Raw genomic sequence first — 16,989 nt, 5'->3', positions numbered from 1 at the left:
TCACCGGGACCTGGTGCAAAAGGGAGATGCTCCGCCGATGGAGCGGAGCGATCCGGGAACGGAGTTCTGCGTGGACATCGTCGTCAAGGGCCGCAAGACCGAGGTGCCCGAGCGGTTCCGCAAGCACGTGGCCGAGAAGCTGAACCTGGAGAAGATCCAGAAGCTCGATGGCAAGGTGATCAGCCTCGACGTCGAGGTGTCCAAGGAGCCCAACCCGCGTCAGGCCGACCGGTGTGACCGAGTGGAGATCACACTCAGGTCCCGCGGTCCGGTGATCCGGGCGGAGGCAGCGGCCAGCGATCCGTATGCGGCACTCGACATGGCGGCGGAGAAGCTGGACGCCCGGCTGCGCAAGCAGCACGACAAGCGATTCTCGCGCCGCGGCGCCCGCCGGATCTCGGCGGCGGAGGTTCCCGACCACGTCCCGGGCGTGGCGACACTCAACGGCAACGGCCTCCCCGTCCACGAGGACGAGTCGGACGGAGTGCCGACCAAGAAGATCGGCTCGCTGGAGGTCAAGGGCGAAGGTCCCCTGATCGTCCGCGAGAAGACGCACGTCGCCTCCCCGATGAGCCTCGACCAGGCCCTCTACGAGATGGAACTGGTCGGCCACGACTTCTACTTGTTCGTCGACTCCGAGACCAAGGAACCGAGTGTCGTCTACCGGCGGCACGCCTACGACTACGGCGTCATCCACCTCAGCACCGAAGCGATGGTCGCTGAGGCGCCCCCGGCGGCAGGGGGCACACTGGGTGGCTGACCCACCCGGCCGAAGCTGAGCGGTGCCCCTGGAAGCGCGCGTGCGCCCCCAGGGGCACCCGTGTGCGACCACTTCGCGCCCCGCTCGTCACCTCGGCGCCGTCCGGGCATGAAATCATGACCGCACCGGCCCAACCGGTGGGCCGCTGCCTTGGGTTGGCGATGGCACAGGACCACAGGCCACAGCCTTCAGGGGGAGGAACGATGGCGGACACCTTCGGACCGATGCGAGGCGATGACGCGGGCGACGATGTCATCGGCATGGGCCCGGACCCGGGCTCTTCACGCCAGGAGCCGATCAGAGTCCTGGTCGTGGACGACCATGCGCTCTTCCGCCGTGGCCTGGAGATCGTGCTCGCGGCCGAGGAGGACATCCAGGTCGTCGGCGAGGCGGGCGACGGTGCCGAGGCCGTCGACAAGGCCGCGGACCTGTTGCCCGACATCGTGCTGATGGACGTACGCATGCCCAAGCGCGGCGGGATCGAGGCCTGCACCTCCATCAAGGAGGTCGCCCCCAGCGCGAAGATCATCATGCTGACGATCAGCGACGAGGAGGCCGACCTCTACGACGCGATCAAGGCGGGCGCGACCGGATACCTCCTCAAGGAGATCTCCACGGACGAGGTGGCCACCGCCATTCGTGCCGTGGCCGACGGGCAGTCGCAGATCAGCCCCTCCATGGCGTCCAAGCTCCTCACCGAGTTCAAGTCGATGATCCAGCGCACCGACGAACGCCGGCTGGTGCCCGCGCCGCGGCTGACCGATCGCGAGCTGGAGGTACTCAAGCTCGTCGCCACCGGGATGAACAACCGGGACATCGCCAAGGAGCTGTTCATCTCCGAGAACACCGTGAAGAACCACGTCCGCAACATCCTGGAGAAGCTGCAGCTGCACTCCAGGATGGAAGCGGTGGTCTACGCGATGCGGGAGAAGATCCTCGAGATCCGCTAGCTCCTAGCCGAGCAGGCCGGCAAGTTCCCTGGCGAGGGGCTCGCGGAGCTCGGGTGCGTCCACCCGTTCCACCCGGACGTCCGTGCAGTTCACCCAGGTCGCCGCCTCGATGAGGGCCTGCGCCACCGCCGGGACCGCCTTCGGGCCGTCCAGAGTGACCTGCCTGGCCACCAGAGTGCTGCCCTCGCGGGCCGGGTCGACGCGCCCGACCAGCAGACCGCCCGCCAGCACCGGCATCGCGAAGTAGCCGTAGACCCGCTTCGGCTTGGGGACGTAGGCCTCCAGGCGGTGGGTGAAGCCGAAGATCCGCTCCGTGCGCGACCGCTCCCAGATCAGCGAGTCGAACGGGGACAGCAGCGTGGTGCGGTGACGGCCGCGCGGCGGTGTGGCGAGGGCCGCCGGATCCGCCCAGGCAGGCCTGCCCCAGCCCTCCACCTCGACCGGCACCAGACCCGAGTCGGCGATCACCGCGTCGACCTGCTCGCCCTTGAGACGGTGGTAGTCCGCGATGTCCGCGCGCGTGCCGACGCCCAGGGACTCGCCGGCCAGCCGCACCAGGCGGCGCACGCACTCGGCGTCGTCCAGCTCGTCGTGCAGCAGCGCCTCCGGGATCGCGCGCTCGGCGAGGTCGTACACCCGCTTCCAGCCGCGGCGCTCGACGCACACCACCTCGCCGTACATCAGCGCGCGCTCCACGGCGACCTTGGTGCCCGACCAGTCCCACCAGTCGTTGGTCTTCTTCGCGCCGCCCAACTCCGTGGCCGTCAGTGGGCCTTCCGCGCGCAGCTGCTTGATGACCTGGTCGTAGGCGCCGTCGGGAAGCTGGTGGTTCCAGTGCGGGCGGTTGCGGTAGGCGCGGCGGCGGAAGGCGAAGTGCGGCCACTCCTCGACCGGCAGGAGGCACGCCGCGTGCGACCAGTACTCGAAGGCATGCGGTCGTGCCGGAAGCGCGCCGATGGACGCAGGCTTCCAGTACGCCGACTCGACGGTCTTGCGGCCGACCGCGCCGAGGCGGGCGTACGGGATCAGCTCGTGCGAGCGGGCGAGGACCGAGATCGTGTCGAGCTGCACCGCGCCGAGATGGCGGAGCACCCCACGGACACCGGCCCGCCGGTCGGGCGCGCCGAGGAAGCCCTGGGCCCGAAGGGCGATCCGGCGGGCGTCGTCCGCGGTGAGGGCGGTGGTGGGGCGCGGCAGGGTCGTCATGCGTCGGACGATAGGGGGTGGCACTGACAGTGCGGGACGACCTGCGGTTTCGTCCGGGCGGGGTCAGGTCCGGGCGGGCAGGTACGGCGCCGTCGACGGCAGGCCCAGGTCCGACGGGAGCAGGGAGCCGAGCCAGCAGTCCCGGCGTACCCCCTTGTTGTTGATGGCCGAGCGCAGCGTGCCCTCGATGGTGAAACCGGCGCGCTCCGCCACCGCGCGCGAGGGGCCGTTTCCGACCTCCGCGCGCCATTCCAGGCGGTCGACGGACAGTGCGAGGAAGGCCCAGCGGGCGGCGGCGAGCGTGGCCTCGGTGATGTAGCCGCGGCCGCGGTGCTCCTTCACGGCCCAGAATCCGATCTCGCCGGTGCCCAGTGCGCGCATCATCACGCTGAGCATCCCCGCCAGTTCTCCTTCGGGGAGGAAGACGCCGAACGTGTACATCGAGTCGTTGGTCCAGCCGTCGGGCACCATCTGCTCGACGAAGCTCTCGGCGTGCTCGAGCAGATAGGGAGATGGGAACGTGGAGATCCAGCGCTGCATGTCCGGGTCCTGGGCGGCCTTGTACACCGCCTCGGTGTCGTCAGGCCCGACGGTGCGCAGCACGAGCCGGTCGGTCGAGAGGGTGACGGGTTCCATCGGCCGATTCTGCGCGGGCGGCACGCGCTGCGCCAGTGCTTTTCGCCGTGTGTGAGCGGGTGATCACATTTCGCGCAATTCCTTGGCGCAGGGCGGCACTATCCGCAGGGCCCGCCCGTTGTCCAGGGTGAAGCAGCCGTCGTGCCGCCGGGCCTCCCGGCGCAGCCAGGTCCTCGCATACGATGGCCGTTGCTCAGTACGTCAGAAGGAAAACCGACCGTCCCAGGCCCGACCGGCAAGGAGACCAGCCCCCGTGTCCGTCCTCTCGAAGATCATGCGTGCAGGCGAAGGCAAGATCCTGCGCAAGCTGCACCGCATCGCGGACCAGGTCAACTCCATCGAAGAGGACTTCGTCGACCTCTCCGACGCCGAGCTGCGTGCCCTCACCGAGGAGTACAAGCAGCGCTACGCCGATGGTGAGAGCCTGGACGACCTGCTCCCCGAGGCGTTCGCCACCGTCCGCGAGGCCGCCAAGCGCGTCCTCGGCCAGCGGCACTACGACGTGCAGCTGATGGGTGGCGCCGCCCTCCACCTCGGCTACGTGGCCGAGATGAAGACCGGTGAGGGCAAGACCCTCGTCGGCACGCTGCCCGCGTATCTGAACGCCCTCTCCGGCGACGGCGTCCACCTGATCACGGTCAACGACTACCTGGCCGAGCGCGACTCCGAGATGATGGGCCGCGTCCACAAGTTCCTGGGCCTGACCGTCGGCTGCATCCTGGCCAACATGACGCCGGCCCAGCGCCGCGAGCAGTACGAGTGCGACATCACGTACGGCACGAACAACGAGTTCGGCTTCGACTACCTCCGCGACAACATGGCGTGGTCCAAGGACGAGCTGGTCCAGCGCGGCCACAACTTCGCCATCGTCGACGAGGTCGACTCCATCCTGGTCGACGAGGCCCGTACGCCGCTGATCATCTCCGGCCCGGCCGACCAGGCCACCAAGTGGTACGGCGACTTCGCCAAGCTCGTCACGCGCCTGAAGAAGGGCGAGGCGGGCAACCCGCTCAAGGGCCTGGAGGAGACCGGCGACTACGACGTCGACGAGAAGAAGCGCACGGTCGCCATCCACGAGGCCGGTGTCTCCAAGGTCGAGGACTGGCTGGGCATCGACAACCTCTACGAGTCGGTGAACACGCCTCTGGTGGGCTACCTGAACAACGCCATCAAGGCCAAGGAGCTCTTCAAGAAGGACAAGGACTACGTCGTCATCGACGGCGAGGTCATGATCGTCGACGAGCACACCGGCCGTATCCTCGCCGGCCGCCGCTACAACGAGGGCATGCACCAGGCGATCGAGGCGAAGGAAGGGGTGGACATCAAGGACGAGAACCAGACGCTCGCCACGATCACCCTGCAGAACTTCTTCCGCCTCTACAGCAAGCTCTCCGGCATGACCGGTACGGCCATGACCGAGGCCGCCGAGTTCCACCAGATCTACAAGCTCGGCGTGGTCCCGATCCCGACGAACAAGCCGATGATCCGCAAGGACCAGTCGGACCTGATCTACCGCACCGAGGTGGCCAAGTTCGAGGCGGTCGTCGACGACATCGCCGAGAAGCACGAGAAGGGCCAGCCGATCCTCGTCGGCACGACGTCCGTCGAGAAGTCGGAGTACCTCTCCCAGCAGCTCAGCAAGCGCGGCATCCAGCACGAGGTGCTGAACGCCAAGCACCACGAGCGCGAGGCCTCGATCGTCGCCCAGGCCGGCCGCAGGGGCGCCGTGACGGTGGCCACCAACATGGCCGGCCGTGGCACGGACATCAAGCTCGGCGGCAACCCCGAGGACCTCGCCGAGGCGGAGCTGCGCCAGCGCGGCCTCGACCCCGAGGAGCACATCGAGGAGTGGGCGCACGCCCTGCCCGCCGCCCTGGAGAAGGCCGAGCAGGCGGTCAAGGCCGAGAAGGAAGAGGTCGAGGAGCTCGGCGGCCTCTACGTGCTCGGTACCGAGCGGCACGAGTCGCGGCGTATCGACAACCAGCTGCGCGGTCGTTCCGGCCGTCAGGGCGACCCGGGCGAGTCCCGCTTCTACCTGTCGCTGGGCGACGACCTGATGCGCCTGTTCAAGGCCCAGATGGTCGAGCGCGTGATGGCGATGGCGAACGTGCCGGACGACGTGCCGATCGAGAACAAGATGGTCACGCGCGCGATCGCGTCCGCGCAGTCGCAGGTCGAGCAGCAGAACTTCGAGACGCGTAAGAACGTCCTGAAGTACGACGAGGTGCTCAACCGGCAGCGCGAGGTCATCTACGGCGAGCGCCGTCGCGTCCTGGAGGGCGAGGACCTGCACGAGCAGGTGCAGCACTTCATGGACGACACGATCGACGCGTACGTCGGCGCGGAGACCGCCGAGGGCTTCCCCGAGGACTGGGACCTGGACCGGCTGTGGGGTGCCTTCAAGCAGCTCTACCCGGTGAAGGTCACCGTCGAAGAGCTGGAGGAGGCGGCCGGTGACCGGGCCGGTCTGACCGCCGAGTTCATTGCCGAGTCCATCAAGGACGACATCCAGGAGCAGTACGCGGCGCGTGAGAGGCAGCTCGGCTCCGAGATCATGCGTGAGCTGGAGCGGCGGGTCGTGCTGTCGGTCCTCGACCGCAAGTGGCGTGAGCACCTCTACGAGATGGACTACCTCCAGGAGGGCATCGGCCTGCGCGCGATGGCGCAGAAGGACCCGCTGGTCGAGTACCAGCGCGAGGGCTTCGACATGTTCACCGCGATGATGGAGGGCATCAAGGAGGAGTCCGTCGGCTACCTGTTCAACCTGGAGGTCCAGGTCGAGCAGCAGGTCGAGGAGGTCCCGGTCGAGGAGGTCCAGCCGGTGGCCGAGGGCGTCCAGGACACGGTGCCGGCGCAGGCGGGCGCGCGTCCGGAGATCCGGGCCAAGGGGCTGGACGTTCCGCAGCGGCGGGATCTGCACTTCTCCGCGCCCACCGTGGACGGTGAGGGCGGCATCCTGGAGCGCGACCTGGAGGACGACGAGCCTGTGCGGTCCGAGTCGGACGGGCTGACCCGTGCGGAGCGTCGTCGGCAGGCGAAGGGCGGGCGGCGCCGCAAGAAGTAACCTGCGGTGTTTCAGCCATTGACTCAGGGCCGGGTCTCCTTTGGAGGCCCGGCCCTTGGCTTGTTGTGCGGGGGGTGGGTTTCGCTTGCCCGCAGCCCCGCAGGTGCTAGTCCTCGGGGGTGTGTGGAGGCCTGGGGCCCAGTTCTACCGCTGTGCAGCGCCAGCGGTGGTCCGGGCCCTGTTCGAGGCGGAAGGCCATGGCGCGGCGTTGGTCGCCGGCGGCGATGCGGGCGAAGACCTCGAGGGCGCCGGCGCGGGCCACGTAGTAGCCGATGTCGTCCACGACCGGGCGGGTGCCGTGGGTGCGCAGGGGGCCCCGTTCGGCGAGGCGGGCGAGGTCGTCGTAGGCCCGGCCCGCGGTGTGCCGGAGCATCCAGTGGACGGGCCGCTGACCGCTCAGGACGGCCAGCAGACGGTCGGCGAAGAGGTCGGTGGGCCGCGGCTGCGCCACGGCCGTCCCCGGCGCCGTACGGGCCCTGCCGCGGGCGGGGTTGCGGGGTGGTGCGGTGCCGGGACGGCGGGAGTCGTGGCGGGTCGGCGGGCGGTGGCGCGGGCGGGGCTGGGGCTTGCGGCTCATGACCTTGTTCATCGGAGTCCCCGTTCGGTCGGCCCGGTTGATACCGGGCGGTAACTCGCTGGTGGGGATCTTGTACGGGGGCGGGGGGCGCCGCCGCAAGGAAGGTGGGGCGGGTGGCGAGGGGGCGGATATGTTCACCTATCCGGGTGGTGAGGGGGCGCGGAAATCCCGTGGTTGAGCGGCGGAACCGGGTGAGGTACGGGGCGCCGGGTGGACGCGGCCGGGGGTGTGGGCGGGGACTCGAAAGGGGACGGGCGCACGTATCCTGAAGGCCCGTCGGTGACCAGGAAAGAGCGGCCAGCCATGCGCGTCTACGTCCCCCTGACCCTCCCCGGCCTCGCCGAGGCGCACAAGACGGGTGAGCTGGGGACCGGCCCGTTCGTCGCGTACGCCGTCACGCCCGCGCTGCGTGAGTGGTACCTCTCCGACGACATCGAGGAGCTGGAGTACGCCGCACTCAGCCGCGCCGCGCTGGCCTCGCTGCGGCTGCTGGCAGCCGACCCGGGTGCCGTGCGGCGCCGGGTCGTGGTCGCCGTCGACGTGTCCGACGGCGCCGCCACGGCGGACCCGGACCGCGGACTCGACCCGGCCGCGCTCGGCGAGGTGACGGTGGCCGGCACCGTGGCGCTCGCGAAGGCGGCGGCGGTGCATGTCGACGCCGACGACGCGGAGGAGGACGTGGCCGCGGCCGCTCAGGCGCTTCAGGCGGCCGACGGCGGGGACGACGACGCGCAGTTCGTCGTGGACGGGGCCGACGATCACGAACTGCTGTGGTTCGCCACGCAGGAGATTCCCAACCTGGTGGGCGGGGTCTGAGCGGACCTCGGGCTGTCCGCCCGCCTTGATTGTCAGTGCGGGCGGGTACGGTTTTCGGCATGGGGATGCACGGAAGCGCGCACATCGTCTGGGACTGGAACGGGACCCTGTTCCATGACAATGACGCGATCATCGGGGCGACGAACGCGGCCTTCGCCGAGCTGGGGCTGGCGCCGATCACGCTGGACGAGTACCGGGCGCTGTACTGCGTGCCGGTGCCGAAGTTCTACGAGCGGCTGCTCGGGCGGCTGCCCACGGATGCCGAGTGGGAGCAGATGGACGGGGTCTTCCATCGGTACTACACGGAGCACCGGGTCCGCTGCGGGCTGACCACGGGGGCGGCCGAGCTGCTCGCGGGGTGGCGGTCGGCGGGGCACAGTCAGTCGCTGCTGAGCATGTACGGGCACGAGGAGCTTGTGCCGCTCGTGCGAGGTTTCGGGATCGAGTCGCACTTCATACGGGTCGACGGGCGTACGGGGCCGTCCGGTGGCAGCAAGGCCGAGCACATGGTGCGGCACCTGGAGGCGCTGTCCGGGACGGTCGAGGTTACGCGGACCGTGGTGATCGGTGATGCCGCGGATGATGCGGTTGCCGCGCGGCATGTGGGGGCGGGGGCTGTGCTGTACACCGGGGGCTCGCACAGTCGGGCCAGTCTGGAGGAGGTCGGGGTGCCGGTCGTGGACACGTTGGCCGAGGCTGTGGCGGAGGCGCAGCGGTTGGCGGCGTGAGCGGCGTTCGAGCGGTGCCCGGTGTCGGTGCGGGCCGGGGGCCGCTTACCGACCCCCGGCCGCCAGCGCTCAGTTAGCCGGCGCCTTGGCCCTGAGTACCTTCAGGAACTCCCGCATCCACGCCGGATGGTCCGGCCAGGCGCGGGACGAGATCAGGGTGCCGTCCACCACCGCCTCGCTGTCCTCGAAGTGGGCACCGGCGGTCTGCATGTCCATTTCCAGGGCCGGGTAGGCCGTGACGCGGCGGCCGCGGAGGGTGTCGATCGCGGCGGTGAGCAGGGGGCCGTGGCAGATCTGGGCGACGGGCTTGTCCGCGTCGAAGAAGGCCTTGAGGATCTTGCGCAGTTCGGGGTCGTTGCGCAGGTACTCGGGGGCGCGGCCGCCGGGGATGACGATCGCCGCGTACTGACCGGGGTCCACCTCGGAGAAGGCGAGGTCGGCGGGCCAGGTGTAGCCGGGCTTCTCGGTGTAGGTGTCGTAGCCGGGCTCGAAGTCGTGGACGACGAAGCGGAGCGTCTTGCGGGTGGGGGCCGCGATGTCGACGTCGTAGCCCTCCTCGCGCAGACGCTGGTAGGGGTAGAGGACTTCCAGGGACTCCGCTGCGTCGCCGGTGATGATGAGGATCTTCGCGGGCATGTCGGCTCCTCCCGGGCGGCACTGTCCCCTCCACGGGGGACGGGCACTGTTGCAGGCAACGTGCCTTCCCAGGGCGTGCCTGCCAAGAGGGCCCGTCGCTTTCAGGGTGCGTCCCGCGGCGTTCGGGCGCGACCGGATACGCCACCTGCCACCGCCCCGCCCCTGTGCAGAACGTCAAACTTCGGCCCCCTGTTTTGTACACATACGGCTCATGACGGGGCCCGGGTAAGGAGCGATAGCCTTGTGGCGTGATCAGCGCGATATCTCGCGGGGGCGAACCTGCTCCTGCCCTGCGCCCGGGTTGCACGGAACACCTCCGTGACCGGGCGGCGGTCGCTGGTCCTCGCGGGCGGGACGGGGGCGCCGAAGCCCCCACGACGCCGATGACGGCCCCGGAAACGGCGGTGCCGAGAGCAGCGTCACATCTGACGGGCGCGCCAACAATGGCCGAATGCCCCCCGCTCATCTCACCTCGCGGCATAGCGTCGGATCGGTCCGGAAACCCCGGGCCGTGGCGTCGAGCCGGAGGGGAAGAAACCGTTTTTCCTTCTACGTCACGCAACGGCGCGCGACAGGAGCCAGAGGACAATGCAGACCAAGCTGGACGAAGCCAAGGCCGAGCTGCTCGAACGGGCCGCCCGGGTAGCTGAGAACAGCCCGGTCGGGGGGCACCTACCGACCGGGACGACGGGCGAGGGAACCGCCGGCACTCCCGACACCGAGTCCGTGCTCGCGTTCCTCCAGCGCTACTACCTGCACACCGCCCCGGAAGACCTTTCGGACCGCGACCCGGTCGACGTCTTCGGCGCCGCGGTCTCCCACTACCGGCTGGCCGAGAACCGCCCGCAGGGCACCGCGAACGTCCGGGTGCACACCCCGACCGTTGAGGAGAACGGGTGGACCTGCAGCCACACCGTCGTGGAGGTCGTCACCGACGACATGCCCTTCCTCGTCGACTCGGTCACCAATGAGCTGACCCGGCAGGGACGCGGCATCCACGTCGTCATCCACCCGCAGATCGTCGTCCGGCGCGACCTCACCGGCAAGCTCATCGAGGTGCTGCCCACCGCGTCCACCGCCGCCGGCGACCTTCCGCACGACGCGCACGTCGAGTCCTGGATCCACGTCGAGACCGACCGCGAGACCGACCGCGCCGATCTGAAGCAGATCACCGCCGACCTGCTGCGCATCCTGTCCGACGTCCGCGAGGCCGTCGAGGACTGGGAGAAGATGCGGGACGCGGCGGTCCGGATCGCCGACGAGCTGGAGAGCGAGCCCCACCCGGGCGACCTTCCCGCGCCCGAGGTCGAGGAGGCCCGCGAGCTGCTGCGCTGGCTGTCCGCCGACCACTTCACCTTCCTCGGCTACCGCGAGTACGAGCTGCGCGACGACGACACCCTCGCCGCCGTGCCCGGCACCGGCCTCGGCATCCTGCGCTCCGACCCGCACCATGCCGAGGACGACCAGCACCCGGTCAGCCCCTCCTTCGAGCGGCTGCCGGCCGACGCCCGGGCCAAGGCCCGCGAGCACAAGCAGCTGGTGCTGACCAAGGCGAACAGCCGGGCCACCGTGCACCGGCCGTCGTACCTGGACTACGTCGGCGTGAAGAAGTTCGACACGGACGGCAACGTCATCGGCGAGCGCCGCTTCCTCGGCCTGTTCTCCTCCGCCGCCTACACCGAGTCCGTCCGCCGGGTCCCGGTCATCCGGCGCAAGGTCGACGAGGTCCTGCAGCGCGCCGGCTTCCTGCCCGAGAGCCACGACGGCCGCGACCTGCTCCAGATCCTGGAGACCTACCCGCGCGACGAGCTGTTCCAGACCCCCGCCGCCGAGCTGCAGGCCATCGCGACGAGCGTCCTGTACCTCCAGGAGCGCCGCCGGCTGCGGCTGTACCTGCGCCAGGACGAGTACGGCCGCTACTACTCGGCCCTCGTGTACCTCCCGCGCGACCGCTACACCACCGGCGTCCGGCTGCGGATCATCGACATCCTGAAGGAGGAGCTCGGCGGCATCAGCGTCGACTTCACCGCCTGGAACACCGAGTCGATCCTTTCCCGGCTGCACTTCGTCGTCCGGGTCCCGCCGGGCACCGAGCTGCCCGAGCTGTCGGAAGCCGACAAGGACCGCATCGAGGCCCGCCTGGTCGAGGCCGCCCGCTCCTGGGCGGACGGGTTCGCCGAGGCGCTGAACGCCGAGTGCGGCGAGGAGCGCGCGGCCGAGCTGCTGCGCCGCTACTACGGCGGCAACTCCTTCCCCGAGGGCTACAAGGCCGACCACACCCCGCGTGCGGCGGTCGCCGACCTGGTCCACCTGGAGCGGCTCACCGAGGAGAAGGGCAACGACTTCTCGCTCAGCCTGTACGAGCCGGTGGGTGCCGCCCCCGGTGAGCGCCGCTTCAAGATCTACCGCAAGGGCGACGCGGTCTCCCTGTCCGCCGTGCTGCCGGTCCTCAACCGGCTCGGCGTCGAGGTCGTGGACGAGCGGCCCTACGAGCTGCGCTGCGCGGACCGCACCGTCGCCTGGATCTACGACTTCGGCCTGCGCCTGCCCAAGGCGCTGGGCGGCACGTCCGCCGACTACCTCGGCGACGACGGCCGTGAGCGGTTCCAGGAGGCGTTCGCCGCGACCTGGACCGGTCAGGCGGAGAACGACGGCTTCAACGCCCTCGTGCTGAGCGCCGGGCTGAACTGGCGGCAGGCGACGGTGCTGCGCGCGTACGCCAAGTACCTGCGGCAGGCCGGCTCCACCTTCAGCCAGGACTACATGGAGGACACCCTCCGCAACAACGTCCACACCACCCGGCTCCTCGTCTCCCTGTTCGAGGCGCGGATGTCCCCGGACCGGCAGAAGGCCGGCCTGGAGATCGTGGACGCCCTGCTGGAGGAGCTGGAGGCGGCCCTGGACCAGGTGGCGAGCCTGGACGAGGACCGCATCCTGCGCTCGTTCCTGACCGTCATCAAGGCGACCCTGCGCACGAACTTCTTCCAGGAGGCGCTCGGCGGCAGGCCGCACGAGTACGTGTCCATGAAGTTCGACCCGCAGGCCATCCCGGACCTGCCCGCGCCGCGCCCGGCGTACGAGATCTGGGTGTACTCGCCGCGCGTCGAGGGCGTGCACCTGCGCTTCGGCAAGGTCGCCCGAGGCGGTCTGCGCTGGTCGGACCGCCGTGAGGACTTCCGTACCGAGATCCTCGGCCTGGTCAAGGCGCAGATGGTGAAGAACACCGTCATCGTGCCGGTCGGCGCCAAGGGCGGCTTCGTCGCCAAGCAGCTGCCGGACCCGTCCGTCGACCGGGACGCCTGGCTGGCCGAGGGCATCGCCAGCTACAAGACGTTCATCTCGGCGCTGCTCGACATCACCGACAACATGGTGGCCGGCGAGGTCGTGCCGCCGCAGGACGTGGTCCGGCACGACGGCGACGACACCTACCTGGTGGTCGCGGCCGACAAGGGCACGGCGACGTTCTCCGACATCGCCAACGGGGTTGCCGAGAAGTACAACTTCTGGCTCGGCGACGCCTTCGCCTCCGGCGGCTCCGCCGGCTACGACCACAAGGGCATGGGCATCACCGCGCGCGGCGCCTGGGAGTCCGTGAAGCGGCACTTCCGCGAGCTGGGCGTGGACACGCAGACCGAGGACTTCACGGTCGTCGGCATCGGTGACATGTCCGGTGACGTGTTCGGCAACGGCATGCTGCTGAGCGAGCACATCCGCCTGGTCGCCGCCTTCGACCACCGGCACATCTTCATCGACCCGACCCCGGACGCGGCCACCTCGTACGCCGAGCGCCGCCGTCTGTTCGAGCTGCCCCGCTCCAGCTGGGAGGACTACAACACCGAGCTGCTGTCGGCGGGCGGCGGGATCTTCCCGCGTACCGCCAAGGCGATCCCGCTCAACGCGCACATCCGTGAGGCCCTGGGCATCGAGGAGAAGATCTCCAAGATGACCCCGGCCGACCTGATGAAGGCGATCCTGCGCGCGCCGGTGGACCTGCTGTGGAACGGCGGCATCGGCACGTACGTGAAGTCGTCCGCGGAGTCCAACGCCGACGTCGGCGACAAGGCCAATGACGCCATCCGCGTCGACGGCGGCGACCTGCGCGTCAAGGTCGTCGGCGAGGGCGGCAACCTGGGCCTGACCCAGCTCGGCCGCATCGAGTTCGCGCTGCACGGCGGCCGGATCAACACCGACGCGATCGACAACAGCGCCGGTGTGGACACCTCCGACCACGAGGTGAACATCAAGATTCTGCTGAACGGCCTGGTCGCGGACGGCGACATGACCGTCAAGCAGCGCAACAAGCTGCTCGCCGAGATGACCGACGAGGTCGGCGCCCTGGTGCTGCGCAACAACTACGCGCAGAACACGGCGCTCGCCAACGCCCTCGCCCAGTCCAAGGACATGCTGCACGCGCAGCAGCGGTTCATCCGCCACCTGGTCCGCGAGGGCGACCTCGACCGGGCGCTGGAGTTCCTGCCCACCGACCGGCAGATCCGCGAGCGCCTCGGCCAGGCCCAGGGCCTGACGGGTCCGGAGACGGCCGTCCTGCTGGCGTACACGAAGATCACGGTCGCCGACGAGCTGCTGCACACCTCGCTGCCGGACGACCCGTACCTGCGCACCCTGCTGCACGCCTACTTCCCGACGGCGCTGCGCGAGCGGTTCCCGGACGCGGTCGACAGCCACCCGCTGCGCCGCGAGATCACCACGACCGTGCTGGTCAACGACACGGTCAACACGGGCGGTACGACGTACCTGCACCGCCTGCGCGAGGAGACGGGTGCCTCGCTGGAGGAGATCGTCCGTGCCCAGACCGCGGCCCGCGTGATCTTCCGCTCGGCGCCGGTGTGGGACGCGGTGGAGGAGCTGGACAACAAGGTCGACGCGACCGTCCAGACCCGGATCCGGCTGCACTCGCGCCGCCTGGTCGAGCGCGGCACGCGCTGGCTGCTGAACAACCGGCCGCAGCCGCTGCAGCTCGCGGAGACCATCGAGTTCTTCAGCGAGCGGGTCGAGCAGGTCTGGCAGGAGCTGCCCAAGCTGCTGCGCGGCGCGGACCTGGAGTGGTACGAGCACGTGTACGACGAGCTGTCCGCGGCCGGTGTCCCGGACGAGCTGGCCACCCGCGTGGCCGGGTTCTCCTCCGCCTTCCCGGCGCTGGACATCGTCTCGGTGGCCGACCGCACGGGCAAGGAGCCGCTGGACGTCGCCGAGGTCTACTACGACCTCGCCGACCGGCTCAGCATCACGCAGCTGATGGACCGCATCATCGAGCTGCCTCGCGCCGACCGCTGGCAGTCGATGGCCCGCGCCTCCATCCGCGAGGACCTGTACGCGGCCCACTCGGCGCTCACGGCGGACGTCCTCGCGGCCGGCAACGGCTCCGCGAGCCCGGAGCAGCGCTACCAGGCCTGGGAGCAGAAGAACTCGGCGATCCTGGGCCGGGCGCGGTCCACCCTGGAGGAGATCCGCGGTTCGGAATCCTTCGACCTCGCCAACCTGTCGGTGGCGATGCGGACGATGCGGACGCTGCTGCGCACGCATTCGTAGCCGTACGGCGATGAGAGCGCCCCGGGCCGGTGAGGCCCGGGGCGCTCTCTTCTTGCCGACCCTTAGGCAAAAACGTGCGGTGAATTTACCGTTTCCTGCTAAACGGTACGTTTCGGATAGGGTCTGGGCTGTGACAGTGAACCTCACCGAGACCCGCCCGGTGGCGACCGCGCCGGCTCCGGCCCGGCCCGTCACGCGCGTCGTGCTGGAAGTCGTGAAATTCGGGATCGTCGGCGGCAGCGGTGTCCTCGTCAATTTCCTGGTGTTCAACCTGCTGCTGCACGGCCTGCGTTGGCAGGCGATGACCGCGACGGTCCTGGCCAGCTGTATCGCGATGGCGACCAATTACCTGGGCTTCCGCTATTACGCCTATCGCGACCGGGCCTCGCGCACCCACCGCCAGATCGTCCTGTTCTTCGTCTTCAGCGGTCTCGGTGTGGTGATGGAAAGCGGCCTGTTCTGGGCCGGTTATCACGGGCTCGGAATGCAGAGCGCGTTCGAATCGAATGCGGCGAAGGCGCTGTCGATCGTGCTCGCGTCCGCCTTCCGTTTCCTTGTCTACCGCACCTGGGTGTTCCAGCAGGATGCGCGCGGCGTCGCCGTCTAGCACCGCGAGCGCGGTACGGGCGCTGCCGCAGGCCGCCGCCGCGCTGGTACTGGTGCTGATGCTCCTGGTGATCGTCCGTCTGCCCTGGGCGGGCGACCTCGGTATGCACGCGGCCACCGTGCAGCGGCTGCGGCACAGCCTGCTGAACCCCGGGAATCCGCTGGTCGACGCCGACACGCCGAGCCCCTACTACTCGCCCTGGATGCTGCTGCTGGGCTGCCTCGCCAGGATCACCAGCCTGTCGGTGTTCGACGTACTGCGGATCGGCGCGGTCGTCGGGTTCGGGCTGCTGGTCACCGGGGTGTGGCGGTACGTCCGCACGCTCAGCACCCACCGTGCGGCGCCCGCCCTCGCGATCCTGAGCCTGGTCTTCCTCTGGGGCCCCCTCCTCTTCAACTGGAGCGGCTTCCTCGGCCTCAACTCGCTCGCGCTGACGGTGTCGTACCCCAGCGTGTTCGCACTCGGCCTGTCCTTCCACTTCTGGGCCTGGCTCACCCGGGCGCTGCGCGCCGAGACCCGCTGGCCCGTGTGGCTCGGGCTGGGTCTGCTGTGGGGGCTGATCCTGCTGTGCCACCAGTTCACCGGGGTGGTGGCGTCGCTGGGCGCGCTGGCGATGGTGATCGCGGCACGGCCGGGCCGTTCGGTGCTGCTGCGGCTCGGTGCCGCTCTGGCCCTCGGCATCGTGCTGCTGTGGCTCTGGCCGTACTACGACTTCTTCTCGCTCTTCTCCGCCGGCGCGGACCTCGAGGCGATCCACCGGCCGCTGTACGACCACCTGGCCGGGCGGTTCGGGCTGGTGCTGCTGGGGGTCGTGGCGCTGGGCCTGCGCGCGCGGCGGGACCCCTGGGATCCCCTCGTCCTCTTCTTCGTCCTCGGTGTGCTGGTGTTCGCCGCGGGCGGGCTGACCGGGCACTACTCGTGGGGCCGCGCCCTGCCGGCCGTACTGATCCCGGCTCAGCTGGCGGCCGCACTGGAGGTCGTGTCGGCGGGGAAGCGGGCCATGCGATTGGGGTGGGCGTGTGTGCTCGGTGTCGCGCTCGTTGTGGGGGCGTGGGCGCAGGCGGGGACTCTCGGGTATGTCGTCGGGCGGGATGCGCTGCCCGGTGCGGTCGCGGCGAAGTACCGGACGCCGTGGGTGGGGTATCAGTGGATCACGCCCTGGGTGAAGTACGGGGACGTGGTCATGGCTCGTACGTTTCCGGCCCGGCAGATTCCCGCTTACGGGCCGTACACCGTGGCTCCTGGGTATCCCGATGTGTTCCTGCCGGATGCGGGGAGGCGGGATGCGGCGGTGGCGCGGTATTTCGCGGCGGGTACGTCTGGTGATGTGCGGCGGGACATAGTGCGGGAGTACGGGGTGCGGTGGGTCGTGGGCGGCAAGGGGGCTGCGGAGCCGTGGTTGCGGCAGGTGGCTACCGGGCCGGGTGGGCAGGTGCTGTACCAAGTCGCGGGCTGACCG

General features: G+C 69.8%; 12 protein-coding genes. 8 read left to right on the top strand and 4 right to left on the bottom strand.

What is annotated here, in order from left to right; translation table 11 throughout:
• The first annotated feature begins 70 nt into the window (after positions 1–70).
• Positions 71–760 carry a ribosome hibernation-promoting factor, HPF/YfiA family gene (gene hpf, locus ACFYZZ_RS15480; RefSeq protein WP_386581113.1) on the top strand — a complete coding sequence of 230 codons (690 nt, stop codon included), beginning with the start codon at positions 71–73 and terminating at the stop codon, positions 758–760.
• 203 nt (positions 761–963) lie between these two features.
• Positions 964–1,710, top strand: a complete 747-nt coding sequence (locus tag ACFYZZ_RS15475) for a response regulator (protein WP_389175691.1) — start codon at positions 964–966, stop codon at positions 1,708–1,710.
• Positions 1,711–1,713: 3 nt separating this feature from the next.
• Here ACFYZZ_RS15475 and ACFYZZ_RS15470 read toward each other — a convergent pair whose 3' ends face one another.
• Together ACFYZZ_RS15470 and ACFYZZ_RS15465 are read right to left on the bottom strand one after the other, a co-directional pair.
• Complete coding sequence (locus ACFYZZ_RS15470) at positions 1,714–2,916, bottom strand: winged helix-turn-helix domain-containing protein (RefSeq protein WP_389175689.1); 1,203 nt, start codon at positions 2,914–2,916, stop codon at positions 1,714–1,716.
• A 63-nt stretch (positions 2,917–2,979) separates the two neighbouring features.
• Complete coding sequence (locus ACFYZZ_RS15465; RefSeq protein ID WP_389175687.1) at positions 2,980–3,552, bottom strand: GNAT family N-acetyltransferase; 573 nt, start codon at positions 3,550–3,552, stop codon at positions 2,980–2,982.
• A gap of 253 nt (positions 3,553–3,805) precedes the next feature.
• Between ACFYZZ_RS15465 and secA the strand changes: the two genes are divergently transcribed.
• Positions 3,806–6,616, top strand: coding sequence for a preprotein translocase subunit SecA (secA, locus tag ACFYZZ_RS15460; protein ID WP_389175685.1), 2,811 nt, complete (start codon positions 3,806–3,808; stop codon positions 6,614–6,616).
• Between the two features lie 106 nt (positions 6,617–6,722).
• Here secA and ACFYZZ_RS15455 read toward each other — a convergent pair whose 3' ends face one another.
• Entirely contained in the window at positions 6,723–7,193 is a 471-nt protein-coding gene (locus tag ACFYZZ_RS15455; protein ID WP_389175683.1) for an Rv3235 family protein, read from the bottom strand.
• A gap of 303 nt (positions 7,194–7,496) precedes the next feature.
• Between ACFYZZ_RS15455 and ACFYZZ_RS15450 the strand changes: the two genes are divergently transcribed.
• Positions 7,497–8,009 carry a DUF6912 family protein gene (locus ACFYZZ_RS15450; RefSeq protein WP_389175681.1) on the top strand — a complete coding sequence of 171 codons (513 nt, stop codon included), beginning with the start codon at positions 7,497–7,499 and terminating at the stop codon, positions 8,007–8,009.
• Between the two features lie 59 nt (positions 8,010–8,068).
• Positions 8,069–8,737, top strand: coding sequence for an HAD family hydrolase (locus tag ACFYZZ_RS15445; protein ID WP_389175679.1), 669 nt, complete (start codon positions 8,069–8,071; stop codon positions 8,735–8,737).
• Between the two features lie 69 nt (positions 8,738–8,806).
• Here ACFYZZ_RS15445 and ACFYZZ_RS15440 read toward each other — a convergent pair whose 3' ends face one another.
• A complete protein-coding gene (locus ACFYZZ_RS15440; protein WP_389175677.1) occupies positions 8,807–9,373 on the bottom strand; it encodes a DJ-1/PfpI family protein in 567 nt (188 codons plus the stop codon).
• A gap of 588 nt (positions 9,374–9,961) precedes the next feature.
• On the opposite strand from ACFYZZ_RS15440, the gene ACFYZZ_RS15435 reads away from it, so the two are divergent.
• From ACFYZZ_RS15435 to ACFYZZ_RS15425, 3 genes are all read left to right on the top strand, one after another.
• Positions 9,962–14,923 carry an NAD-glutamate dehydrogenase gene (locus ACFYZZ_RS15435; protein ID WP_389175675.1) on the top strand — a complete coding sequence of 1,654 codons (4,962 nt, stop codon included), beginning with the start codon at positions 9,962–9,964 and terminating at the stop codon, positions 14,921–14,923.
• A 130-nt stretch (positions 14,924–15,053) separates the two neighbouring features.
• Complete coding sequence (locus ACFYZZ_RS15430) at positions 15,054–15,530, top strand: GtrA family protein (RefSeq protein WP_389175673.1); 477 nt, start codon at positions 15,054–15,056, stop codon at positions 15,528–15,530.
• Entirely contained in the window at positions 15,508–16,986 is a 1,479-nt protein-coding gene (locus tag ACFYZZ_RS15425; protein ID WP_389175671.1) for a hypothetical protein, read from the top strand. The genes ACFYZZ_RS15430 and ACFYZZ_RS15425 overlap by 23 nt, the downstream gene beginning before the upstream one ends.
• Positions 16,987–16,989: the final 3 nt, after the last annotated feature.

Source organism: Streptomyces sp. NPDC001816, assembly GCF_042892235.1.
GTDB lineage: Bacteria > Actinomycetota > Actinomycetes > Streptomycetales > Streptomycetaceae > Streptomyces.
Note: the sequence above shows the minus strand (reverse complement) of the source record. Positions and strands in the feature narration are given on the sequence as shown.

What these genes read in the sequence shown, in the direction of transcription:
- ACFYZZ_RS15475 (WP_389175691.1), top strand. Translation starts at nt 964, where the DNA reads ATGGCGGACACCTTCGGACCGATGCGAGGCGATGACGCGGGCGACGAT.
- ACFYZZ_RS15470 (WP_389175689.1), bottom strand. Translation starts at nt 2,916, where the DNA reads ATGACGACCCTGCCGCGCCCCACCACCGCCCTCACCGCGGACGACGCC.
- ACFYZZ_RS15465 (WP_389175687.1), bottom strand. Translation starts at nt 3,552, where the DNA reads ATGGAACCCGTCACCCTCTCGACCGACCGGCTCGTGCTGCGCACCGTC.
- ACFYZZ_RS15455 (WP_389175683.1), bottom strand. Translation starts at nt 7,193, where the DNA reads ATGAGCCGCAAGCCCCAGCCCCGCCCGCGCCACCGCCCGCCGACCCGC.
- ACFYZZ_RS15450 (WP_389175681.1), top strand. Translation starts at nt 7,497, where the DNA reads ATGCGCGTCTACGTCCCCCTGACCCTCCCCGGCCTCGCCGAGGCGCAC.
- ACFYZZ_RS15445 (WP_389175679.1), top strand. Translation starts at nt 8,069, where the DNA reads ATGGGGATGCACGGAAGCGCGCACATCGTCTGGGACTGGAACGGGACC.
- ACFYZZ_RS15440 (WP_389175677.1), bottom strand. Translation starts at nt 9,373, where the DNA reads ATGCCCGCGAAGATCCTCATCATCACCGGCGACGCAGCGGAGTCCCTG.
- ACFYZZ_RS15435 (WP_389175675.1), top strand. Translation starts at nt 9,962, where the DNA reads ATGCAGACCAAGCTGGACGAAGCCAAGGCCGAGCTGCTCGAACGGGCC.
- ACFYZZ_RS15425 (WP_389175671.1), top strand. Translation starts at nt 15,508, where the DNA reads ATGCGCGCGGCGTCGCCGTCTAGCACCGCGAGCGCGGTACGGGCGCTG.